This window comes from Enterococcus sp. 12C11_DIV0727 (genome assembly GCF_002148425.2).
In the GTDB taxonomy this organism is placed as follows: Bacteria; Bacillota; Bacilli; order Lactobacillales; family Enterococcaceae; genus Enterococcus_L; species Enterococcus_L lemimoniae.
Map to the genome: position 1 here is coordinate 1180090 of NZ_CP147248.1, position 24046 is coordinate 1204135.

Annotated in this window: 19 protein-coding genes and 1 pseudogene; 6 read left to right on the forward strand and 14 right to left on the reverse strand. The window is 36.9% G+C overall.

The window, feature by feature from the left end; all coding sequences use genetic code 11:
* Positions 1–188 precede the first annotated feature (188 nt).
* From ilvA to A5866_RS05705, 6 genes are all read right to left on the reverse strand, one after another.
* Positions 189–1442 carry a threonine ammonia-lyase IlvA gene (gene ilvA, locus A5866_RS05680; protein WP_176332547.1) on the reverse strand — a complete coding sequence of 418 codons (1254 nt, stop codon included), beginning with the start codon at positions 1440–1442 and terminating at the stop codon, positions 189–191.
* 82 nt (positions 1443–1524) lie between these two features.
* On the reverse strand, positions 1525–2520 hold the full coding sequence (gene ilvC, locus A5866_RS05685) for a ketol-acid reductoisomerase (RefSeq protein ID WP_086278908.1): 996 nt from the start codon (positions 2518–2520) through the stop codon (positions 1525–1527).
* 54 nt (positions 2521–2574) lie between these two features.
* Positions 2575–3057, reverse strand: coding sequence for an acetolactate synthase small subunit (ilvN, locus tag A5866_RS05690; protein WP_086278907.1), 483 nt, complete (start codon positions 3055–3057; stop codon positions 2575–2577).
* 1 nt (position 3058) lies between these two features.
* Entirely contained in the window at positions 3059–4753 is a 1695-nt protein-coding gene (gene ilvB, locus A5866_RS05695; RefSeq protein ID WP_086278906.1) for a biosynthetic-type acetolactate synthase large subunit, read from the reverse strand.
* Between the two features lie 13 nt (positions 4754–4766).
* The gene (ilvD, locus tag A5866_RS05700; RefSeq protein WP_086278905.1) at positions 4767–6458 is read right to left on the reverse strand and encodes a dihydroxy-acid dehydratase; all 1692 of its coding nucleotides are present in this window, start codon (positions 6456–6458) and stop codon (positions 4767–4769) included.
* A gap of 481 nt (positions 6459–6939) precedes the next feature.
* On the reverse strand, positions 6940–7455 hold the full coding sequence (locus A5866_RS05705; protein WP_086278904.1) for a hypothetical protein: 516 nt from the start codon (positions 7453–7455) through the stop codon (positions 6940–6942).
* Between the two features lie 214 nt (positions 7456–7669).
* Between A5866_RS05705 and A5866_RS05710 the strand changes: the two genes are divergently transcribed.
* Positions 7670–8146: a TM2 domain-containing protein gene (locus tag A5866_RS05710; RefSeq protein ID WP_086444105.1), complete on the forward strand. Its 477-nt coding sequence runs from the start codon at positions 7670–7672 to the stop codon at positions 8144–8146.
* A 126-nt stretch (positions 8147–8272) separates the two neighbouring features.
* On the opposite strand, the pseudogene A5866_RS17055 reads toward A5866_RS05710, so the two are convergent.
* Positions 8273–8556, reverse strand: a pseudogene (locus tag A5866_RS17055) (IS3 family transposase); the annotation flags it as partial.
* A gap of 496 nt (positions 8557–9052) precedes the next feature.
* Between A5866_RS17055 and clpP the strand changes: the two are divergent.
* Entirely contained in the window at positions 9053–9649 is a 597-nt protein-coding gene (gene clpP / locus A5866_RS05720; RefSeq protein ID WP_010760682.1) for an ATP-dependent Clp endopeptidase proteolytic subunit ClpP, read from the forward strand.
* Between the two features lie 104 nt (positions 9650–9753).
* Positions 9754–10275, forward strand: coding sequence for a DsbA family protein (locus tag A5866_RS05725; protein WP_086278903.1), 522 nt, complete (start codon positions 9754–9756; stop codon positions 10273–10275).
* 15 nt (positions 10276–10290) lie between these two features.
* Here the strand turns inward: A5866_RS05725 and A5866_RS05730 are convergent, their stop codons facing one another.
* From A5866_RS05730 to uvrB, 7 genes are all read right to left on the reverse strand, one after another.
* Entirely contained in the window at positions 10291–10491 is a 201-nt protein-coding gene (locus A5866_RS05730) for a hypothetical protein (protein ID WP_086278902.1), read from the reverse strand.
* Between the two features lie 48 nt (positions 10492–10539).
* Positions 10540–11475, reverse strand: coding sequence for a DNA-binding protein WhiA (gene whiA / locus A5866_RS05735; RefSeq protein ID WP_086278901.1), 936 nt, complete (start codon positions 11473–11475; stop codon positions 10540–10542).
* Positions 11476–11506: 31 nt separating this feature from the next.
* The gene (locus A5866_RS05740; protein WP_176332546.1) at positions 11507–12505 is read right to left on the reverse strand and encodes a gluconeogenesis factor YvcK family protein; all 999 of its coding nucleotides are present in this window, start codon (positions 12503–12505) and stop codon (positions 11507–11509) included.
* On the reverse strand, positions 12502–13386 hold the full coding sequence (gene rapZ / locus A5866_RS05745) for an RNase adapter RapZ (RefSeq protein WP_086278900.1): 885 nt from the start codon (positions 13384–13386) through the stop codon (positions 12502–12504). Before rapZ ends, A5866_RS05740 begins: the two co-directional genes overlap by 4 nt.
* Before the next feature lie 363 nt (positions 13387–13749).
* Entirely contained in the window at positions 13750–13956 is a 207-nt protein-coding gene (locus A5866_RS05750; RefSeq protein WP_086278899.1) for a hypothetical protein, read from the reverse strand.
* 443 nt (positions 13957–14399) lie between these two features.
* Positions 14400–17216, reverse strand: coding sequence for an excinuclease ABC subunit UvrA (gene uvrA, locus A5866_RS05755; protein WP_086444104.1), 2817 nt, complete (start codon positions 17214–17216; stop codon positions 14400–14402).
* 122 nt (positions 17217–17338) lie between these two features.
* Positions 17339–19333 carry an excinuclease ABC subunit UvrB gene (uvrB, locus tag A5866_RS05760; RefSeq protein ID WP_086444103.1) on the reverse strand — a complete coding sequence of 665 codons (1995 nt, stop codon included), beginning with the start codon at positions 19331–19333 and terminating at the stop codon, positions 17339–17341.
* Positions 19334–19905: 572 nt separating this feature from the next.
* On the opposite strand from uvrB, the gene A5866_RS05765 reads away from it, so the two are divergent.
* The 3 genes from A5866_RS05765 (at position 19906) to A5866_RS05775 (ending at position 24044) form a co-directional block, all read left to right on the forward strand.
* Complete coding sequence (locus A5866_RS05765) at positions 19906–22059, forward strand: amino acid ABC transporter substrate-binding protein/permease (protein WP_086444102.1); 2154 nt, start codon at positions 19906–19908, stop codon at positions 22057–22059.
* A gap of 1 nt (position 22060) precedes the next feature.
* Entirely contained in the window at positions 22061–22798 is a 738-nt protein-coding gene (locus tag A5866_RS05770) for an amino acid ABC transporter ATP-binding protein (RefSeq protein WP_086278895.1), read from the forward strand.
* Between the two features lie 142 nt (positions 22799–22940).
* A complete protein-coding gene (locus tag A5866_RS05775; RefSeq protein ID WP_086278894.1) occupies positions 22941–24044 on the forward strand; it encodes an SLC13 family permease in 1104 nt (367 codons plus the stop codon).
* Positions 24045–24046 lie beyond the last annotated feature (2 nt).

Genomic DNA, 24046 nt, shown 5'->3' on the forward strand with positions numbered 1-24046 from the left:
AAAATGAGTTGTCAGTTAGAATTTCATCTAGTCGGCAACTCATTTTTTATTCATTTGTAAGAGAGCGAAAAAACGGCAAGAAAAAAGTAGCTACTACACTTCGTTTCGATCTCATCAATCTCTATACCTTAACGACACTAGGAATTTAAGGACTTGGTTCTTGGAGCTAAACACTTTCGTCTCGGCCTCTAAACAAGTAACGCATACAATGACGGATTATCACTTAAATCAATATACTTAGGATCAAACTCTGCCATTTTCTGTAGTAGATTAGGTAACTCCTCTTTGTCTTTCAGTAAAATACCCAACACTACTGGGCCTGTTCCACGATTGACTTTTTTCGTATACTCAAACCGGGTAATATCATCATTTGGACCTAAGATATCTGTTACGAATTCTCTTAATGCGCCTGGTCGCTGAGGGAAGTTGATCACAAAGTAATGTTTTAGTCCTTCAAAAATTAAAGAACGTTCTTCGATTTCTTCCATTCGATTGATATCATTATTACCACCGCTGATGATACAAACAACATTTTTCCCTTTAATCTCATCTTTGATCAGTTCTAATGCTGAAACACTCAGAGCGCCAGCTGGCTCGACTACAATTGCTTGTTTAGTGTATAACTCTAAAATCGTAGAACAGACTTGTCCTTCATCTACAGCTAAAAGCTCATCAACATATTCAAGCGTATGTTCATACGTTAAATTGCCCACTTGTTTAACTGCTGCACCATCAACAAATTTTTCTACACTATCTAGCATTACCGGTTTGCCTTCATCAAAAGCCGCCCGCATCGATTGGGCACCTAATGGTTCTACGCCAATAACAGCCGTCGTTGGACTAACGCTTTTAGTATAGGTAGAAACACCACTAACTAAACCACCACCACCGATTGCTGCCAACAAATAATCTACTTGAAATGCAGCTTCATTCGCCTCCTGAAAAACTTCAATGGCTACTGTCCCTTGTCCAGCCATGATATTTAAATCATTAAAAGGATCAATAAAAGCTTGATGATTGGCATTAGCATATTCTTTAGCAGCTTTAGCGGATGCATCAAAAGTATCACCAATTAATTTAACTGTCACTTCATCTCCACCAAAAAACTTTACTTGAGATATTTTTTGTTGCGGCGTTGTTGTTGGCATAAAAATCGTTGCCGCAACGTTCATTTCATGACAAGTGTATGCAACTCCTTGAGCATGATTCCCTGCACTTGCACAAACTACACCGTTTTGCAGCATCTCATGAGGAGTTTGTTTAATCGCATAATAGGCCCCTCTTAATTTGAATGAACGAACTTTCTGTAGATCTTCTCTTTTTAAATAAACGTTGCATTGATATTTTTGTGATAGATACATATCGTATTGCAATGGCGTTTTGGTTACTACGTCTTTTAGCACATCATATGCTTCTTCAACATTTGTTTTTGTTAATGTCAACAAATTCTCCCCACCTTTCAGTATGTAAGAGAGACCGAGAAAAATGACTATTTTCTCAGCCTCTGCTCGCTAATCGTTTAATTTAGTCTTCTCTTGAAACAAATGGCATCATCTTACGTAATTCTGCACCGACTTTTTCGATTGGGTGTCCAGCATTTTCTTTACGCATTTGATTAAATTCTTTAAAGCCGTTTTTGTTGTCATCAATGAAGCCTTTTGCAAATTTGCCATTTTGGATATCCGTTAAAACCTCTTTCATGTTCGCTTTAGCTTCAGCCGTTACGACACGAGGTCCTGAAACATAATCGCCATATTCAGCAGTATTTGAGATTGAGTTACGCATTTTCTCAAATCCTCCTTCATAAATCAGATCAACGATCAATTTCAATTCATGACATACTTCAAAGTATGCCAATTCTGGTTGGTAACCAGCTTCTGTCAACGTTTCAAATCCAGCTTCGATCAAGCTTGTTAAACCACCACATAATACTGCTTGTTCACCGAACAAATCAGTTTCAGTTTCTTCTTTAAAGGTTGTTTCTAACACACCAACACGTGTTGCGCCGATTCCTTTGGCATAAGATAAGGCAACATCACTGGCTTTTCCTGTTGCATCTTGATAAACCGCAAATAATGCAGGTACTGCAAACCCTTCTGTAAAGGTACGACGAACAAGGTGTCCTGGTCCTTTAGGAGCAACTAAGAAAACATCCACATCTTTTGGTGGGTTGATTACATCAAAATGAATATTGAAGCCGTGTCCGAAAGCTAACGCGTTACCTGCTTCTAGATTTGGTGCAATCTCTTTGTCATAAAGATCTCCTTGAATTTCGTCTGGTGCTAAGATCATTACAACATCTGCTTTTTTAGATGCTTCTTCAACAGATAATACGTCGAAACCATCATTACGAGCAGCTTCTGATGATTTTCCTTCACGGATTCCGATGATCACTTGATTACCGTTATCTCTTAGGTTTTGCGCATGAGCATGACCTTGTGAACCATAACCGATGATTGCAATTGTTTTTCCTTCTAATTGATTGTTCTCTACTGAATTATCGTAATATACTTTTGCCATTGTTGAACCCTCCAAATTTTTTATGCTTATAAGCGTATGCTTTAAGACCCATTTTTAGTTGTTGCCTCTGGTAAATCCAGTGACGCCTGTTCTTGCTAATTGTTTGATGCCATATGGTGCGACAACATCAACGAAAGCACTGATTTTTTCACTCGTTCCTGTAACTTGAATCACCACTGAGCGAGTGCCGACATCGATCACATTGGCTCTAAACGGATCGATCACTGAGAATAATTCAGCGCGAACTGCTGCTGGTGCATTGACTTTTACCAATGCTAATTCTCTTTCTAAATGCGCTTCATCTGTGATATCTGAAACTTTAATCACATCGATTTGTTTATTTAATTGTTTAGTGACCTGTTCTGCTTCTTTTAAATCTGATACTTGAACCACTATGGTGATTCGTGATACATGATCTAACTCTGTTGGACCAACTGAAATACTGTCGATGTTGACTTGTCTGCGTGTCAGCACGCCACTGAAGCGATTCAAGACACCAGAATTATTATTGACTGTTGCTGTAATGATCCGTTTCATTTTAGTCCACCCCCAGCATTTGATAGTTAGCTTTGCCAGCCGGAACCATTGGTAGTACATGTTCAGTTGGCGAAACCATCACTTCGATCAAAATCGAACCAGTTTCTTTAAATGCCTCAGTCAAATCAGCTTCAATGGTCGCCGGATTATCAAGCCTAACGCCTTTGATATGATAAGCTTCTGCCATTTTAACAAAGTCTGGTTGGCTCTCAAAGACAGATTCTGAACGACGTTCGTTAAAGAAACTTTCCTGCCACTGGCGAACCATCCCTAATGATTGATTGTTTAGGATCACAATCTTGATTGGACTATTATAAATGTTCAAAATAGCTAATTCTTGATTGGTCATTTGGAAACCGCCATCACCTACGAATAATACGACTTCCTTATCTGGACACCCTAATTTTGCACCGATTGCCGCTGGAATGCCATACCCCATTGTCCCAAGACCACCACTAGTAATCAATTGCTTCTCATTTTTGAATGGATAAAATTGAGCTGCCCACATTTGATGTTGACCTACATCGGTTGCAACAATCGCTTCACCCTTCGTCAATTCACCGATGAATTCGATGACTTTTTGCGGCTTGATTTCAGTGGTTTGCTCTTTATCGTATTTAAACGGATGTAATTTTTTTCTAGAAAGATTTAATTTTTTCCAATCAGTCGTATCGCTGCATGTGACTTCGATTTTCAGCATTTCTTTTAAGGTCTCTTTGGCATCGGCTACAATCGGAATTTGTGTCTCAATGATTTTCCCAATTTCAGCTGGATCGATATCCACATGAGCAATCATTGCATTTGAAGCAAATTCTTTTGGTGCACTGGCTAAACGATCATCAAAACGAGAGCCGATATTAATCAGCAAATCGCAATCTGTCAGCGCCATATTGGCTGCAAACGATCCATGCATACCACCCATCCCTAAGAATAATTCGTGTTCAGTTGGGATAGCCCCTAACCCTAGTAAAGAACTCAATGCTGGTACTTGATATTTATTGATAAATGCTACTAATTCTTTTCCCGCATCAGCGTGTAAGACACCCGCACCTACAAGTACTAGTGGTTTTTTGGCTATAGCAAGAGCTTCCATCAATTTTTTCACCTGAAGCTTATTCGGTTTCAAGGTTGGTTGATAGCTTGGTAAGTTTAGTTTGACCTCAATCTCTGCATCTGATTCCATTATAGTGATATCCTTTGGTAAATCGATCACAACTGGTCCTTTTCTGCCCGTTGTTGCAATATGAAAGGCTTCTTCGATAATTCTTGGTAGCTCTTTGGTTTCTCTAACCTGATAATTATTTTTGGTGATGGGCATGGTTAATCCGATCACATCGGCTTCCTGAAAAGCATCTTTTCCGATACCATCTGTGAGAACTTGACCTGTAAACACAACCATTGGAATCGAATCACTCATCGCATCCGCAATCCCGGTAATTGCATTCGTTGCACCAGGACCGCTGGTTACGATCACAACACCAGGTTTACCAGTTGCTTTAGCGTAACCTTCAGCCGCATGTACAGCGCCTTGTTCATGTCGCGTCAAAATATGAGGAATATCGCCATCATATAAAGCGTCATATAAAGGAAGGACTGCTCCACCAGGATAACCAAAAATCATTTCTACCTTTTGCTTCAACAACGCTTCTATCAAAATCTTTGAGCCATTTTTCATTTTTCTTCGTTGTTCTGCCATGAGCTTCCCTCCTCTAGTCTAGCAAATCTTCTGGAATCTGCATGATTCCGCCTGTATGAGCTGAAGTTACCAATGCTGTATAACGTGCTAAGTATCCTGTTTTTACCTTAGCTTTGAATTTCGGCAATTGGTCATTTCGTTTCGCCAACTCTTCATCAGAAACATGTAGTTCTAGTGTTCTATTGATTAAATCGATTTCGATTTCGTCACCATCTTTTACCAAAGCGATTGGACCACCTGCAGCTGCTTCTGGAGAAATATGTCCTACAGCAATTCCCCGAGTTGCTCCAGAGAATCGGCCATCAGTGATCAAGGCAACATCTTTACCTAAACCACGTCCAACGATACTCGATGTTGGTGCCAACATCTCTGGCATACCAGGACCGCCCTTTGGTCCTTCATAACGAATCACAACAACATGTCCTTTGGTTACTGTATGATCATCGATTGCAGCAACAGCTTCATCATGGGAACTGAAACAAATCGCTTTTCCAACAAATTTTTTGATTGATGGATCAACACCACCAACTTTGATCACACTGCCTTTAGGTGCAATATTGCCATATAAAATCGATAAACCACCGACTGGGCTGTATGGATTTTCTTTTGGATGGATGACTTCTTCATTTTTGATTACAGCATCCTGAACATTTTCACGAATCGTTTTTCCTGTAACCGTGATTCGATCTGGATGAATAGCATTACCTAGATCAACTAACTCTTTCATGATTGCTGGAACGCCGCCTGCTTCATGTACATCATGCATTGAGTACGCAGAAGAGGGTGCAATTTTAGAAAGGTATGGAACACGCTCTGCAATTGCATTGACTTCCTCCAGGTTATAATCAATCTCAGCTTCATTAGCGATCGCTAAGGTATGCAAGACAGTATTTGTTGAACCGCCCATTGCCATATCTAAAGCAAAAGCATCATCAATTGCTTCTTTCGTAATGATATCTCTTGGTTTCACCTGATTTTTAACTAGGTCCATCAAATGAAAAGCGGATTTTCTAACTAATTCTCTACGTTCATCTGATACAGCTAAAATCGTACCATTACCCGGTAAAGCCATTCCTAAAACTTCCATCAAACAGTTCATAGAGTTTGCCGTAAACATTCCTGCACATGAACCGCAAGTTGGGCAAGCATTTTGTTCCATAAAATTAAATTCTTCTTCAGTCATTTTACCTTCTTTAAAAGTACCGACCGCTTCAAACATATTAGAAAGTGTGGTTGTATGTCCTCTTGGGTCAACGCCTGCTTTCATAGGTCCGCCTGAACAAAAAATGGCTGGAACATTGGTCCGAACACTGGCCATCAACATTCCTGGAGTGATTTTGTCACAGTTTGGGATGTAAAAAACACCATCAAACCAATGAGCATTAATGACAGTTTCTGCAGCATCTGCAATAATTTCTCGACTTGGCAGTGAATAACGCATACCAATATGTCCCATAGCAATCCCATCGTCTACACCGATCGTATTGAATTCAAAAGGAATTCCTCCCGCTTCACGGATTGCTTCTTTTGCCACATCCGCTAATTCTCTCAAATGCACATGACCCGGGACAATATCAATATAAGAATTGCAAATTGCAATAAACGGCTTGTCCATATCTTTGGCATTTTTAACCTGTCCAGTCGCATAAAGCAAGCTTCTAGCAGGGGCGGCTTCGATTCCTTTTTTGATTTGATCACTACGCATGTTTCATCCACTCCAATTCTGTTATCTGCAGAGAATTCCATTTTTCAGATTCTTCTGCTTCAGTTTCTTATTTATGCATTGCCTCTTTACAGCACAGCACTTTCTACAAAAAAAACATCCCATCGATTAAATGGGATGTCTTAGTAAGAACCCCATCTACCAAAGACAAACAGGACTCAAACATCTGCGAAATTTCTCAGTGTTCTAAGTCCTACACGATAAAATAATGACTAATACGTGGTTGTTGTTTGTCTTTTTCATGGCAATGGTCTCCTCTTTTATAAAATCTATAAAGATTAAAATAGCATGTGATAAATAAAAGCTTTTGTTAACTATAAACCGAATAAATGAGAATGTCAATAAAATTTGATAAAAAGATTCAGAAAATTCTAAAAACATCCGTATTAATTTTCTTACTTATCGTTTGTATTTTTGACTATATAAAAAAAGACACCCCAAATGATTGGAGTGCCACCTATTTTTAACCTCTTTGGAAATAATATAACGGTTTATGCGTTAATCGCTTCATTTGTCGTTTCTTGTCTTCGATGATTGAAAGTAACTCATCTGAAAAACTTTCTAAGATGACCCGACCGCCTTTATACGTACTGCCGCCCATTGAGATCACTTCATCAGGCGTTAAAATGACTTTTCTATGTGCAATTTTTTTGAAAAACTCTTCAATCAAGTATGTAGGCAAATAGAAATTATTTTGAGCCGAAAACGATTCTAAATAGATAAAATCGTCGATACTGATATAACAATCATCCATTGAAATAAAATTGACTGATTTGTCGACATAGATGTCTCTTTTTTGGAGGATCTCATTGATTTTCTTGTTCAGAAGATTCAATGTCTCTATTTCCTTGACATAGTTTTCTAGTTCTCGATACCGGACAGCCTTACGCTCCTCATAGGTCACACGTAATGCTACGCCGACTGATACGATCACAGCACCGATCAAAACACCTGTAATACCTGCAATAAAAACAACCATTGGGATTCCCTCACTCTTTTCATTCTTGTTTTTTTAGTATAACACACTCTTTCATATGCGCAAAAAATAAGAGAAGAATTAGTTATTTCACTTAGTTTTTTATTTTCTTTTGTATATTCTAATTATCTACTTTATTAAAAGGTCTAGATTACCCATTCCATTAATGATATAATATGACAGTAGTAATATTATATATGAGAGTTGGGAAGTTAATATGGGGAAAAAAGTTATTAAGTTGGATTTCGATGATGTTGTTATCGCAAATGAAGATGGAAGTACGACACGCGCACTGTATGAATGGTTTAATTTTAAACCAGAAATTGGTGATCTTGTCGATGTATTTGAAGATGGTGACGAATTAATCATCCACAAAGCAGAAAAGGCTGTAAGTGCAACTGACAATTTACAAGACAAAATCAATATCAACATTGTTAATGAAAATAACAATACACAATCAGTTGGTGGCTATGTACAGCATGGCAGAGTCGTTAACAAATGGATTTATTTTATCTTAGCATTTTTCTTAGGTGGTCTAGGTGTTCATAAATTCTATTCTGGCTTTTCTGGAAAAGGCATTATGTACTTAGTATTCTGTTGGACAACTATTCCTGCAATTATTGCATTTTTTACATCAATTGCTACATTACTTAAACCTGCTGATCAAAACGGAAACATTGTTGTAACTTCATAATAATCAAACAAAAAAACTTAGGATATGTAGTGACTCCCAAAAGTTAGACTTTTTGTAGAGTGGATTTTTCCACTCTATTTTTTATGTAGTCTTTTGATTGAATTGTCGAAACTCTACAGGACTTTTTCAATTCAATTTTTCTTTGATCCGGTGATGATTATAATAATAAATGTAGTTCTCGATTGCTTTTCTTAACTCATTTTGACTTTACCATGATACAATTCTTGCTTTAAGATACAGAAAAAATTCTCCTATGGAGAATTATCTAAACAGGTTTCTTTTCGAGACATATTTTGAAAAATACAGGTGTCCTTTAATGTTTGTCTATAGGTATTCATTTGATAAGCCCAACCTAGATCAGAGTGGAAGGTGCGACGATAAGGACAATCATTCGTTTGAGACATAGCTTCTTATAGACCAGTCATAATTGGCTACTTCTTGATAGGATAACTCTGTATTTAAATACAACTCTATAGCATCTAACTTAAATTGAACAGAATAATTTTTATTTTTTAGACTACGAAGCAGTCCTTCTTCACCAAATTCTTTATAGGCATTGATCCATTTTCTTATTTAAGAATTATCTTTAAACCCATACTTTTTCTGGAGAAAATGTGTACCTCCATGACCTGATAAGTAGTCATAGACAAATTTAAGTTTAAATTCAAACGTGTGTTTTGCCATACAAAAAAAACTCCAATCCAAAAGTTAGACTTTCAGGTCTAACTTTTGGATTAGAGGTGCAATATTCTAAAGTTTTTTTACCAAAAACTCCTTATTTTTTTGTTTAACCTTGTGCATTAATGTTGACCTTTTTTGACCAATAAAGTATACTTTTTTTAAGCATTAAGGTATGCTTTGTGATAAAATGATTTTGAAGAGTTTTTTATATAGGAGGAATATACTATGAATTTAATACCAACAGTCATTGAACAGTCATCTCGTGGAGAAAGAGCGTATGACATTTATTCACGATTATTAAAAGATAGAATCATTATGTTGAGTGGTCCGATCGATGATAATGTAGCCAACTCAGTTATTGCGCAATTACTATTTTTGGATGCGCAAGACTCTGAAAAAGATATCTATATTTATATCAATTCACCAGGCGGAAGTGTTTCTGCTGGTTTAGCTATTTTCGATACAATGAATTTTGTTAAAGCAGATGTTCAAACAATCGTCCTTGGCATGGCTGCTTCTATGGGGAGTTTCTTACTAACAGCTGGTACAAAAGGCAAACGTTTTGCCTTACCAAACGCTGAAATTATGATCCATCAACCGCTAGGCGGCGCTCAAGGTCAAGCAACTGAGATCGAAATCGCAGCGAAACACATTCTTGACACGCGCGATCGCTTAAATAAAATTTTAGCAGAGCGCACGGGTCAACCACTTGAAGTCATCGAACGTGATACTGATCGTGATAACTTTATGACAGCTCAACAAGCAAAAGAATACGGCTTGATCGATGAAGTAATGGAAAATAGTAGCTCATTAAGCAAATAAACTCAATGCCCAAAATTTCTTTTAAGAATTTTGGGCATTTTTATTTAAACTACGAACAAAAAGCGCTACACTAAAGAGAGAAGAAATGAAAGGATGGTATTAAAATGGATATTTCAGTAATTGATGCAACAAAAGTTACAACAGAGAACGGTTTAGCTATTGGTAATGATTCAGCACCCGTAAAAATGGTAGAATTTATGAATGTTCGTTGCCCTTATTGTAAAAAATGGTTTGAAGAATCTTTTGACTTGTTAAATGAATATGTTAAAGCCGGTAAAGTTCAACGAATCATCAAACTTTTAGATAAAGAAAAAGAAAGTTTGCAACGTGGTAATGTCATGCATCATCATATCAATTATGATCTACCTGAAAAGGGTTTAACTGATTTAAAACAAATGTATGATACCCAAGATCAATGGGGACATCTTTCTTTAGAAGATGTCGCGATATTTGCAGAAGATAATTTGCAACTAGCTAAAAAAGAAGAACCTGCAATTGTTCAAGCCATCGTAGCGGAAGCGGAAGCTGCTAATATTAAATTTGTGCCAACCATCGTAATTGGTGAGCATATCTTTGATGAGTCAGTGACAAAAGAAGAATTAATTCGCTACATTGAAGGGAACTAAAAAAGTGAGACAAAGCTATTTAGGCTTTGTCTCACTTTTTTTATTTTCATGATCGGTATTTACGCTTTTATCTATTGAGGCATCTTCCACTTCTTTTTTAGCATCTTGACCAAAGCTCAAAATCTTATCTACATCTTCTTTTCCAAGAAAAGTCCCTAGTCCTTCTCCCAGTTGTTTGATTTGCCTCATGATAAAATCTTTATCTTCTACACCCATCCTACTCACCTAGCCCTCTGCTATTTGGATTTAGCCTTCTACACGGAACTATGCACTTTTTTCTCTTAGTTTATCTGCAAATTCATTGATTTTACGAATCCGATGATTGATGCCAGATTTCGAAATAGCGCCAGATGGAATCATCTCACCCAACTCTTTCAAACTGACTTCCGGATATTCTAAGCGTAATTCTGCAATCTCCTGCAGTTTCTCCGGTAAAGCTGAGAGTCCAACAACACTTTCAATATATTGGATATTTTCAATTTGTTTCGATGCTGCATCGATGGTTTTATTTAGATTTGCGGTTTCACAATTTACTAAACGATTCACTGAATTACGCATGTCTCGAACGATACGGACATCTTCAAATTTTAGCATTGAATTAGTCGCACCAATCAAGGTTAAAAAATCAGCAATTCTTTCGGCACCTTTCAAATAAGAAATGTAACCATTGCGCCGCTCCAACGTCCGGGCATTTAAGTCATAGTAGTTCAGCATCTGGCAAATATCGTCATTATGTTCTTCGTAAATCGAAAATATTTCCAAATGATAACGACTTGTTTCCGGATTATTGACCGAGCCGGAAGCCATAAACGCTCCTCTTAAATACGATCTCATTTTTTGTGCATTCCCGATAATATCATCGGATACATGGGTGTTGAACATCATGCCATCTAAAATATCCAAATCTGCTAGGACACTTTTCGTGTCTTGCTTTAGTCGAACGATATATACGTTATTTTTTTTTAGTTTCATTTTTTTGCGGACTAACAATTCCGATCGAACATCGTAATGATCTTTTAAAAGAGAATAGATTCGTCTGGCAATCGCTGCATTTTCAGTTTGAACATTCAGTACAAATTGCTGGTTTACAATACTTAATGATCCGTTCATCCGAATCAAAGCAGCTAACTCAGCCCGAGCGTGCTCTCGATGAACCTCCAATGTCGTCAGTTCTTTTTTTACATCTGCTGCAAATGACAAGTTTCAGCCCTCCTCTCTTATTGATAAGTCCTTAATATCTTGCGCCAAATACAATTCGGAATAATTCGTCTACTACTTTATCCCCATCATGAAAAACGCCACCATCACGTAGCTTTAAGAAGTCCGTAGAAATCACACGACAGCCTTCGTCTCGTAATTTTTGGAAGTCATGTTCCACTTGGACTAAGTACTCATCATAAACTTCTGGATCCATATAGCCATCAGGAACGTTTTCTGTATTGACCAAAACAGTATCAACAAATTTACTATTCAAGTGTTCATGAAGTACACACACATGATCAGCATCAGTAAAATGTTCTGTTTCACCTTTTTGAGTCATGATATTACAAATATAGACGACTTCACCTTCCGCATTAATGATCGCATCGCCAATTTCATTGATCACCAAATTAGGTAAAATACTGGTGAACATACTGCCTGGTCCCAACACGATCATATCCGCTTCCTCAATTGCTTTAACAACTTTTCTAGCCGCTTTAGGTTGCTCATCGTCATTGGTATTGGTTACAAAAACATGATCAATTGTTTTACGATCAACGGCAATGCTTGATTCACCGATCGCAGTCGTACCATCTTTAAATACAGCATGAAGAGTCAATGGTCTTTCTGACGAAGGATAGATATGTCCATCTACATGCATCATTTTTGAAAGTAGCTGAATTGCTTCATAAGTGCTGCCACGCATTTCTGAAACAGCAGCAATAATCAAATTACCAATTGCATGGTTGGCAAAATACTTGTCTGATTTATCAAACCGATATTGAAAAATATCTTCATAAAGCTGGGGCATATCAGACAAAGCAACCAACACATTACGTAAATCTCCTGGCGGCGTCATATTCATTGACTCACGAATCGCCCCACTACTGCCACCATCATCAGCAACAGTCACAACAGCTGTGATATCAGCACTTTGGTTCCGCAAGCTTTTTAAAATAACAGGCAAACCCGTTCCACCGCCAACAACGACGATTTTAGGTTTTCTAATCCGGTAGGTTTTCATTTTCATGAGCGGTTCACCGTCTCTTTCCGCTTGCCTTTGTCACGATGTGTGATGTTTACATGGTAATCTTGTTCAAGTTCCTTAGCCACACGCTCTGTCAAAGCTACTGAACGATGTTGTCCTCCCGTACAGCCGATAGCAATCGTTACACTGGATTTGCCTTCTTTTTCATAACCAGGCATCACGTTTTTCAACAAATCGATAAAACGAGTATAAAAACTTTCTGTCTCTGGAAAACTCATGACATAATCATAAACAGATGAATCTTGACCTGTCAGCGGTCTTAGTTCAGGGATATAATGAGGGTTTGGTAAAAAACGCACATCCATCACAATATCAGCATCAATCGGCAATCCATATTTAAAACCGAATGAAATCAGCTCAATACGAAATTCATGGGTATCTCTTGATTTGAATTCTTCATTGATTCTTTCTCGTAATTGTCTTGGAGATAATTCAGTCGTATCGATCACAACTTGAGCATCACCTCTGATCTCTTCAAGAATCGCTCGCTCTTTTCTAATGCCTTCTGTAATTAGGCCATCCATTGCTAATGGATGCGCACGGCGCGTTTCTTTATAACGAGAAACTAATTCTTCATCTGTTGCATCTAAAAACATGATCGTTGTGTCGATCAAATTAGTATTTTCTAATTCAACTAACATATCTTGAATTTCTCTAAAAAAGTTACGAGAGCGTAAATCAATTACTAAAGCAATCTTCGTTACTTTTCCAGATTCTTTGATCAATTCCCAAAACTTAGGGATTAAACTTGGGGGCATATTATCGATACAAAAATACCCCATATCTTCAAAACTTTGAATGGCTACAGTCTTCCCTGCACCGCTCATTCCAGTGATTATCACTAATTGTAAATTATCAGCCATGTATAGCGCTCCTTTGAAAACATTTTACTAATTATAGCATTCCGGGCGTATCAAAGAAAGCTTTTCAAACGATTCTATTGATTTATTCGGATTTTCTTATAAATTGATGCGAATAAAAATTGGAACAGTATTATCTATCAGTATTGCTTCAGATTACTATTTGATACATCACTAAATCACTTCGACTAGAGCCAAAGACACTTTTCTACTATATTATAACCACATAACAATGGATTCCATATATATAAAATGAATTAAAAAAACATTTGTAAAAAAACAAGAGAACAAAACAAACGTTTTGTTCTCTTGTTTTTTGTTTATTTATGTTTGAATAAAATAATTTAAGCAAGTCTCTCTACCTAACTATGCATTCTCAATGACATTAAAATAGGCTAAATTCAAAATAGGCTCATCACAACTTATGACTGGACGATCAGACGGATGGCATTTAACCACTTTGACTTGTACATCTTCTTCTTTTTTGGAGATGGCTTCCCCTACAAAAAACCAAGAAAAATTTGATTCATGACAAACATAATGTTCACCAATTTTTACTTCTCTTTTTTTCAAGAAAAAATCATCCTTTCATACTCTTCTGATATCTATAGAATATCATGTTTTTTAAGAAATTATTATTCAACTTACGTATATATTCTTTCTTTTTTTGACTTTTTTTAAATAAAAGTGATTATAAAACGTATGTTTTCATTCGTTTTATCATTTAATTCTCATTTTTATTTATCAAATAGTTCTCTTATATTTACTTTTCACGGAATAAGTCCTTATTTTAAAAAAAAAAAGACAACCTTCACTGATGAAGGCTGTACTTTTCTTTTTTGAACGGATTATTTATAGAAGGAAAGATATATACCAATTAGGTTGAACAATATATCTATCTGATTGTGATTCTACTGCAACCACTTTAAGAAATCAATACCAATAGACAATTTTGTTCCAAACTTCATACTTTCTTTAAAAACAACGGTAATACTTTCAAAATGGAGTATACCAATTTATAAAACTCGTTTTAAATACTTACCCGTATAGCTGGCTTTGACTTTGGCGATGTCTTCTGGCGTCCCTGTTGCTACAATTGTTCCACCACCATCTCCACCTTCTGGACCCAAATCAATTACATGGTCTGCCGATTTTATCACATCTAAATTATGCTCAATCACAAGAACCGTATTTCCAGCTTCAACCAATCGTTCCAAAACGACTAGTAATCGTGCAATATCATCAGTATGCAATCCTGTTGTCGGCTCATCTAATATATAGAAATTTTTACCATTTGAATTTTTGTGTAGCTCACTAGCAAGCTTCATTCGCTGTGCTTCTCCACCAGATAGCGTGGTTGCTGGTTGGCCTAACGTAACATAGCCTAATCCTACATCGACAATTGTTTTCAATTTACGATGAATCTTAGGGATATGTTGGAAGAATGCCACTGCATCTTCAACAGTCATATTCAATATATCAGAAATATTCTTTCCTTTATAATGAACTTCTAGTGTTTCTGAGTTATAACGTTTACCATGACACACTTCACAAGGAACATAGACATCTGGTAAAAAATGCATTTCAATCTTAATAATTCCGTCGCCACGACATGCTTCACAACGGCCGCCCTTCACGTTAAAACTAAATCGTCCTTTTTTGTATCCACGAACTTTAGCTTCATTAGTCTTTGCGAATAAATCGCGAATGTCATCAAACACACTTGTATAGGTCGCCGGATTACTTCTTGGCGTACGCCCAATCGGACTTTGATCGATATCAATGATCTTTTCGATATGTTTGTATCCAGTAATACTTTTGTGTTTTCCAGGTTTATTCGAATTACGATTGATTTTTTGAGCTAAAGCTTTTTTCAAAATTTGGTTGACCAAGGTACTTTTTCCAGACCCTGAAACACCAGTTACAGCCACAAATTCTTCTAAAGGAAACTCTACTGTGACATTTTTCAAGTTATTTTCAGCTGCACCGGTAACTTTGATTATTTTACCGTTACCTTTACGACGTTCTTTAGGGACTGGGATTACTTTTTTCCCAGATAAATACTGACCAGTTAAAGAATTAGGATTTTTTGCGACTTCATCCGGCGTACCAGAAGCTACGATTTCTCCGCCTAAATGTCCAGCACCAGGTCCCACATCGATCAAGTAATCAGACGCTCTCATTGTGTCTTCATCATGTTCCACGACGATCAAGGTATTGCCTAGATCACGCATTTTCTTCAGTGATTCGATCAGACGATCATTATCTCTTTGATGAAGACCAATTGATGGCTCATCCAATATATATAAGACTCCCGACAAATTAGAACCAATTTGAGTCGCTAAACGAATCCGCTGTGCTTCACCACCCGACAATGTCCCTGCCGCTCGACTAAGTGTCAAATAATCTAGTCCGACATTTTTTAAAAAGTTCAGACGATCTTCAACTTCCTTTAAAATTGGTTTGGCAATCATTTGTTCTTGTTCAGATAATGTCACTGTTTCGAAAAATTTCACTGCATTTTTGATAGCCAATTCACTGACTTGACCGATATTTGTATTATCGATTTTAACTGATAAGGCTTGTGGATTTAAACGGTATCCTTTACATGTCTTGCAAGTTAATTCAGTCATATATAAACGCATTTGATCACGAGTAAAGTCGCTATTTGTTTCATGATATCGACGCTTGATATTTGTTAAGACACCCTCAAATGGAACTTCCACATCACGCACTCCGCCAAAATCATTTTCATAATGAAAGTGGAAAGGTTCTCCATTCGAACCATTCAAAATGATTTCTTGATGTTCCACGGGAAGTTCGTTAAATGGTGTATCCATGTCAATATTGAAACTATCAGCTGCTTGTTCCAACATTTGCGGATAATATTGAGAACTGATTGGATTCCAAGGTGCAATTGCCCCTTCTCGCAATGTTTTAGTTGGATCTGGAATGACTAGATCCCGATCGACTTCTAATTTTATTCCTAATCCATCACAATCAGGACAAGCTCCAAATGGCGCATTAAAAGAAAACAATCTTGGCTCTAATTCACCTACAGTAAAACCACAGTATGGACAAGCATAATGTTCACTGAACAACATTTCTTCTCCACCAATCACATCAACTAGTGCATAACCGTCTGCTAATCTCAATGCTGCTTCAAATGAATCAAATAAACGAGAACGGATACCTTCCTTTACAACAATACGATCAATCACAATCGCAATATCATGTTTTTTATTTTTTTCAAGTTCAGGTGCTTCGCTGACATCATAGGTTTCCCCATCTACTCGCATCCGAACATAGCCTTCCCGTTGAATCATTTCAAATACTTTTTTGTGTTGACCCTTTTTCTTCACGATCACAGGTGCTAATACTTGGAGCTTTGTTTTTTCTGGCAGTTCCAAGACTTTGTCTACCATCTGTTCAACAGACTGACTAGTAATTTCAAAACCATCATTTGGGCAAATTGGATGCCCTACTCGAGCAAACAACAATCTTAAGTAATCATTGATCTCGGTTACGGTTCCTACTGTCGAGCGTGGGTTTTTACTTGTTGTTTTTTGATCGATCGAAATCGCTGGACTCAACCCGTCAATACTATCCACATCTGGCTTATCCATCTGACCTAAAAATTGTCTTGCATAAGCTGAAAGACTTTCCACATAACGGCGTTGTCCTTCTGCATATAACGTATCAAAAGCCAGTGAACTTTTCCCAGAACCAGAAAGCCCAGTTACTACAACCATTTTGTCACGAGGAATCGTGACATCTATATCTTTTAAATTATGTGCACGTGCACCATGAATAACAATCTTATCATTTGCCATTACTACTCTCCTTTGCTGTGAAACACAGTGATAATGTTTTTCTGAACTGATGTTGAACAGTACAAGGTGACCACAGGGAACGTTGATCCTTATTATTTTCTATTTCCTTTAGCCAATCCACCTTACTCTGCTGCTTTCAACTCCAAAATCGTATCTCTTAGAGTTGCTGCTGTTTCAAAGTCCAATGCTTTAGCTGCATCGCGCATTTCTTTTTCTAGTTTCATTAATAAATCAGCTTTTTCTTGGCGACTCAACTCATGATATGATTTATCGATCTTGATTGGTTCGCCTTTTTCATTTGTTTTAGAAATTGAAATCAACTCGCGGATTTCTTTAATGATTGTTTTCGGTATAATACCATGTTCTTCGTTATATTTTTCTTGGATCGAACGGCGTCGTGCTGTTTCATCCATCGCTTTTTGCATAGAATCAGTGATTTTATCAGCATACATAATAACTCGACCATCTGAATTACGGGCGGCACGACCAATAGTTTGGATCAATGAGCGCTCACTCCTCAAGAAACCTTCCTTATCAGCATCTAAAATCGCAATCAATGATACTTCAGGTACATCTAACCCTTCACGGAGCAAGTTGATCCCGATCAAGACATCAAATTCACCTAAACGTAAATCTCGAATGATTTCTGTTCGTTCTAAGGTCTTAATGTCACTATGCAGGTATTTGACTTTGATCCCTAACTCTTTAAGATAATCGGTTAAGTCTTCAGACATTTTCTTCGTTAAAGTCGTGATGAATACACGTTGATCTTTCTCAACTCGTTCATGGATCTCGCCTACTAAATCATCGATTTGTCCCATGATCGGACGAACTTCGATCAATGGATCTAATAAGCCTGTCGGACGAATGATCTGAGGAATAACAGTATCTGTTTGTTCATACTCGTATGGTCCAGGTGTTGCAGAAACGTACACCACTTGATGCACATGTTTTTCAAATTCTTCTAACCGTAACGGACGATTATCCAAAGCACTAGGTAAACGGAAACCATAATCTACCAGCATTTGTTTTCTAGCACGGTCACCATTATACATACCACGAATTTGCGGCATCGACACGTGTGACTCATCGATCACAAGTAAAAAGTCATCTGGGAAAAAGTCAATCAATGTATACGGCGGTTCGCCTTCTGAACGGCCATCCATATGACGAGAATAATTTTCGATACCAGATGTATAGCCCATTTCCCGCATCATTTCGATATCGTAATTCGTTCTCTGCTCCAAACGTTGTGCTTCCAGTAATTTATTTTCATTGCGCAAAACAGTCAAACGAGCATCCAACTCTGCTTGGATTTGTGAAATTGCATGTTCCATATGATCTTCATTGGTTACAAAGTGCGTTGCTGGAAAGATCGCGACATGTTCTGTCTCACCGATCACTTCACCAGTCAATGCATCAACTTCTCGAATCCGCTCAATCTCATCGCCAAAAAATTCAACTCGTAACGCATGATCATCTCGTGATGCAGGAAAAATTTCAACAACATCGCCACGAACACGAAAGCGTCCACGTTGAAAATCTATATCGTTTCGCTCAAATTGAATATTTACTAAATCAGTCAACAGCTGACTACGATCAATCTCCATGCCTACACGAATCGAAACAACTTGCTCACTATACTCTTTGGGATCACCTAAACCAAAAATACATGAGACAGATGCCACTACGATCACATCGTTTCGTTCTAATAAAGAGCTTGTCGCAGAATGTCGTAACTTATCGATCTCATCATTGATACTGGCATCTTTTTCTATATAGGTATCGCTTGAGGGTACGTAGGCTTCTGGTTGATAATAATCGTAATAACTAACAAAATACTCGACCGCGTTATTAGGGAAGAATTCTTTGAACTCTCCATAAAGCTGTCCAGCTAATGTTTTATTATGGGCAATGACTAATGTTGGTTTGTTTACTTCGGTAATCACATTGGAGATCGTAAATGTTTTCCCGGTTCCAGTTGCACCTAATAAAATTTGTGCTTTTTCCCCGCCTTCGATACCGTCTACTAATCGTTTGATTGCTTCTGGCTGATCTCCATCTGGTTTATATTTTGAGACTAAATCAAATGTATTGGAGGTCTCTCTTTCTATCATCCAACATCCTCCTTTTACTTCTTTTAATTACGGCTTCATTTACTAAAAACAACTGGGAATATGAATCTCACTAACTGATACAACTCGCCTTAAGTTGAAATGAAACTACTGTCATTATTTTAACATACCGAACATATTTTCGCTAGTTTTAGAATAGTTTGCGTATACGCATTTTTTGCCAATTTACATTTTATTTAATCTTTTGTTTGCCTCTAAATTAGTATCCTTCGATAATTCCCAACTCTTTTATGTCACATTTCATAACATAAGATGTGAGGAAATGAGTTTTTTTTGACTTTCTCATTGTGAATGACTTGTGTTTTTGCCTTTTTTTACTATATAATTATCCAATATGCGAGCTATCTAGCTACACAAATTAATTCTTAGGAAACTAGAAAAATTGTCATTGAAACAGAAAACGTTTCAAAGTCAATTCCCTAACTTTCTACAGGACTAAACGATTTGTTCCGCTTTAAAACGTTATCTAGCTGGGTGGGCTAGTCACTACGCTCTACTTCGATCTCATCAAGACTGGACGAGCCCACTACGCTTTTAAAATTAGGAGGTATTTTATGAAAAAGAAACACTTTTTACTTTCATTCATTGTAATGATGGCAAGTCTACTGACATTTACACTTGGGCAAAGCGCTCAGGCTGAGGAAAAAACATATACTATAGGAACAGATTTGACTTTCGCCCCTTTTGAATTCCAAGACTCTAAAGGAGAATATGTTGGAATCGATGTGGATCTGCTTCAGGCAATCGCTGAAGCTCAAGATTTTAAAGTTAATCTGAAGCCGCTTGGGTTTGATAGCGCCATTCAAGCTGTACAATCAAAACAAGTAGACGGTATGATTGCCGGTATGAGCATTACTGATGAACGAAAAAAATCATTTGATTTCTCAGATCCTTATTTTGATAGCGGTCTGCAAATGGCCGTTAAAACAGGAAACGATAAAATCAAAAGCTATGATGATCTAAAAGGCAAGACAGCTGCTGCTAAAGTGGGAACTGAAAGTGCTGCTTTCTTAGAGAAAAACCAAGAAAAATACGGCTATACAATCAAAAATTTCGATGATGCAACGGGTCTTTATCAAGCACTTGAAAATAATGAAGCAGATGCCATTTTCGATGATTATCCAGTTTTAGGCTATGCCGTAACGAATGGCCAGAACCTGCAATTAGTTGGTAAAAAAGAAACAGGTAGTTCATATGGTTTCGCTGTTAAAAAAGGGCAAAACAAAGAATTGATTGAAAAGTTTAATGCTGGTTTAAAAGAACTAAAAAGCTCAGGTAAATATGACGCTATCTTAGCGAAATATATTACTACAGGAACTGAAACAGATTCTGATTCTAAAATGAAAAAGATCCAACCTAAAAAAGATACCTATGTAGTCGCTAGTGATTCAACCTTCGCTCCTTTTGAATTTCAAAATGCTGATGGTAAATACGAAGGAATTGATGTTGACTTAGTAAATCGAATTGCCGAACTGCAAGATTTTACTATCGAGTTTAAATTTATCGGCTTTAGCTCTGCTGTTCAAGCAGTCGAGTCTGGTCAAGCAGATGCAATGATCGCCGGCATGACGATTACAGATGAACGTGAAAAATCCTTTGACTTTTCTACGCCTTACTTCAATAGTGGCATTCAAATCGCTGTCAAAAAAGGCAATGACAAAATCCATTCTTATGAGGATTTAAAAGATAAAAAAGTTGGCGCTAAAATTGGGACTGAAAGTGCTGATTTCCTTGAATCGAACAAAGATAAATATGGTTACTCGATCAAATATCTAGATACGACAGATGCATTATACAGTGCGCTTGAGATCAATGAGATCGATGCTATGATGGATGATTATCCTGTCATTGGTTATGGTGTGGCACAAAAACAACCATTAACAACGCCAATTCCACGTGAAGAAGGCGGAAAATATGGATTTGCTGTTAAAAAAGGTAAAAATCCTGAACTGATCCAAATGTTTAATGAAGGTTTAGCAGAATTAAAACGAACTGGTGAATATGATGAGATCATCGGAAAATACGTAAAAGATGGCGCTACTGAAAATAAAGTGGATGAATCAACATTTGTCGGCATGATTCAAAATAACTGGAAACGATTATTAAACGGATTATGGATGACTATTCAATTAACCTTGGTTTCATTTATTTTAGCTCTGATCGTTGGAGTACTTTTTGGATTATTCAGTGCCTCACCATCAAAAACTTTACGTGTGATTTCGACGATTTATGTTGATATCATTCGTGGGATTCCTTTAATGGTTTTAGCTTTCTTTATCTACTTTGGCTTACCTGGAATTCTAGGTTTCAACATTCCAGTATTTCTTGCTGGAATCATTACACTGACCTTAAATGCAAGTGCTTATATCTCTGAAATCGTCCGTGGCGGGATCAATGCAGTGCCAGTCGGTCAAATGGAAGCGTCACGTAGTTTAGGTCTTTCATACAACCGTACAATGCAAAAAATCATTTTACCACAAGCAATCAAAATCATGATTCCTTCTTTCGTCAATCAATTTGTTATCTCATTAAAAGATACAACGATCCTTTCTGCGATTGGTCTGATCGAGTTGTTGCAAACAGGTAAAATCATCGTTGCTAGAAACTTACAAAGCACAATGGTCTACTTCGTGATTGCCATGATGTATTTGATTTTGATCACAGCCTTGACGAAATTAGCTAAAGTTTTAGAAAAGAAGGTGAAATAATATGGCTGAAAAAATTCTAGTAGAACATTTAGTAAAAAAATATGGTGATAATACCGTGCTTAACGATATCAATGTATCCATTCAAGAAGGCGATGTAGTTTGTGTTATCGGCCCTTCTGGTTCTGGTAAAAGTACCTTTCTTCGTTGTTTGAATCAACTTGAAGAAGCAACTAGTGGTGATATTATCATCGATGGCGCTAATCTAACGGATAAGAATACGAATATCAACAAAGTACGTCAACACATCGGTATGGTTTTTCAACATTTTAATTTATTCCCTCACCTATCGATCATGGAAAATATTACATTAGCCCCAACCGACCTAGGTCGTCTTTCAAAAAAAGATGCGGAAGAAAAAGCTATTAAGCTTTTAGATACTGTTGGGTTAGCGGATAAAAAAGATAGTTATCCTGAATCATTATCTGGTGGACAAAAACAACGGGTAGCGATTGCTCGTGCCTTAGCAATGAATCCTGATATCATGTTATTCGATGAACCAACATCTGCACTTGATCCAGAGATGGTCGGTGATGTACTGAACGTTATGAAAAAATTAGCAAAACAAGGTATGACCATGGTGATCGTAACACATGAGATGGGCTTTGCTAAAGAAGTTGCAAATCGCGTGATGTTTATTGATGGTGGTAATTTCTTAGAAGATGGTACACCACAACAAATTTTTGAAAATCCGCAAAATGAGCGTACAAAAGATTTCTTGGATAAAGTACTTAATATTTAGATAAAAAAGGATAGATTGCTTCTATTACAAAGTAATCTATCTTTTTTTATTTCCTCTAACGTTACACTTGATAATTTAGTCTTTTTAAAGTAAATTTGAACAGTCTTCAGAATATCTTTTCCTAAAAAAGGAGTGTTACTAAATGAAACGATTATACACTTTTTTTACCAATGATTTATTATTTTCACTTTCGCTTCTTATTGCTCTCATCAGTTGCGCATTTGGTCGATTCTCTATAGACTCAATTGATTTTAAAGTTGTTTTTTGTTTATTAGGTTTGATGCTTTTGGTAAAAAATTTTGAGAACCTAGGGAGTCTAACCTATTTTGCTGACAAGATGATCGATTACTCTGCTAACACTCGCAGTCTGATTCGAAATATTGTGATCTTATCCTTTGTTAGTTCTATGATTTTGACGAATGATGTCGCAATCCTTTCGTTAATGCCGATTTACTTAACAATCATCAAAAAATTCCCTGAAATGGAAAATAAGATTTTGGGAGCTGTCTTACTGATTGTTGCAGCAAATTTAGGGAGTAGTTTTTTCCCGTTTGGTAATCCACAAAATCTCTTTTTATTTTCTTATTATTCCCTCTCCACGTTGTCTTTTTTTAAGTGGTCTATAGTGCTACTTTTTTCTTCAATTTTATTTTTATTGATTTCTTTTTTGTTTATAAAGAAAAGTGTGATTCCCACACAACATACCTCAGTTCCAACGGTCAACAAAAATAAAACAGTTTTCTCAAGTATGGTTGGAGGCCTCATTCTTTTAGGCATTTTCAATGTCCTTCCATATTATATTGTCATTCCAATTGCTGTGATAATTCTCACTGTATATGATAAACGTTTGCTAATACAACTTGACTATAAACTGTTGGGGACATTCATTTTTTTCTTTATTGCCGTTGGAAATTTTGCACAAGTAGAATTACTTTCCTCATTTATAAAGGTACAATTTACGACAAGTACACGGACCTTTTTTGGTAGTATTCTAATCAGTCAGATTATCAGTAATGTTCCTGCAGCCATTTTGATTGCGCCATTTACAGATCAATCTCAAGCACTTTTTTGGGGTGTGAATGTTGGTGGTTTGGGAACCATTATTTCTTCTTTAGCAAATCTGATCGGATTCAAATTGTATAAAGAGTATTATCCTACCCAGTCAAAAACATTTCTTTGGCAGTTCACTGCTGTGAATCTAGTATTTTTACTTTTCTTTCTCTTATTTTTTGCTTTTATACTATAAAA

What these genes read in the sequence shown, in the direction of transcription:
- A5866_RS05730 (WP_086278902.1), bottom strand. Translation starts at nt 10,491, where the DNA reads ATGGGTGTAGAAGATAAAGATTTTATCATGAGGCAAATCAAACAACTG.
- ilvD (WP_086278905.1), bottom strand. Translation starts at nt 6,458, where the DNA reads ATGCGTAGTGATCAAATCAAAAAAGGAATCGAAGCCGCCCCTGCTAGA.
- A5866_RS05770 (WP_086278895.1), top strand. Translation starts at nt 22,061, where the DNA reads ATGGCTGAAAAAATTCTAGTAGAACATTTAGTAAAAAAATATGGTGAT.
- A5866_RS05775 (WP_086278894.1), top strand. Translation starts at nt 22,941, where the DNA reads ATGAAACGATTATACACTTTTTTTACCAATGATTTATTATTTTCACTT.
- uvrB (WP_086444103.1), bottom strand. Translation starts at nt 19,333, where the DNA reads ATGATAGAAAGAGAGACCTCCAATACATTTGATTTAGTCTCAAAATAT.
- ilvB (WP_086278906.1), bottom strand. Translation starts at nt 4,753, where the DNA reads ATGGCAGAACAACGAAGAAAAATGAAAAATGGCTCAAAGATTTTGATA.
- ilvC (WP_086278908.1), bottom strand. Translation starts at nt 2,520, where the DNA reads ATGGCAAAAGTATATTACGATAATTCAGTAGAGAACAATCAATTAGAA.
- A5866_RS05765 (WP_086444102.1), top strand. Translation starts at nt 19,906, where the DNA reads ATGAAAAAGAAACACTTTTTACTTTCATTCATTGTAATGATGGCAAGT.
- ilvN (WP_086278907.1), bottom strand. Translation starts at nt 3,057, where the DNA reads ATGAAACGGATCATTACAGCAACAGTCAATAATAATTCTGGTGTCTTG.
- A5866_RS05725 (WP_086278903.1), top strand. Translation starts at nt 9,754, where the DNA reads ATGGATATTTCAGTAATTGATGCAACAAAAGTTACAACAGAGAACGGT.
- A5866_RS05705 (WP_086278904.1), bottom strand. Translation starts at nt 7,455, where the DNA reads ATGGTTGTTTTTATTGCAGGTATTACAGGTGTTTTGATCGGTGCTGTG.
- A5866_RS05710 (WP_086444105.1), top strand. Translation starts at nt 7,670, where the DNA reads ATGGGGAAAAAAGTTATTAAGTTGGATTTCGATGATGTTGTTATCGCA.
- rapZ (WP_086278900.1), bottom strand. Translation starts at nt 13,386, where the DNA reads ATGGCTGATAATTTACAATTAGTGATAATCACTGGAATGAGCGGTGCA.
- uvrA (WP_086444104.1), bottom strand. Translation starts at nt 17,216, where the DNA reads ATGGCAAATGATAAGATTGTTATTCATGGTGCACGTGCACATAATTTA.
- A5866_RS05740 (WP_176332546.1), bottom strand. Translation starts at nt 12,505, where the DNA reads ATGAAAATGAAAACCTACCGGATTAGAAAACCTAAAATCGTCGTTGTT.
- clpP (WP_010760682.1), top strand. Translation starts at nt 9,053, where the DNA reads ATGAATTTAATACCAACAGTCATTGAACAGTCATCTCGTGGAGAAAGA.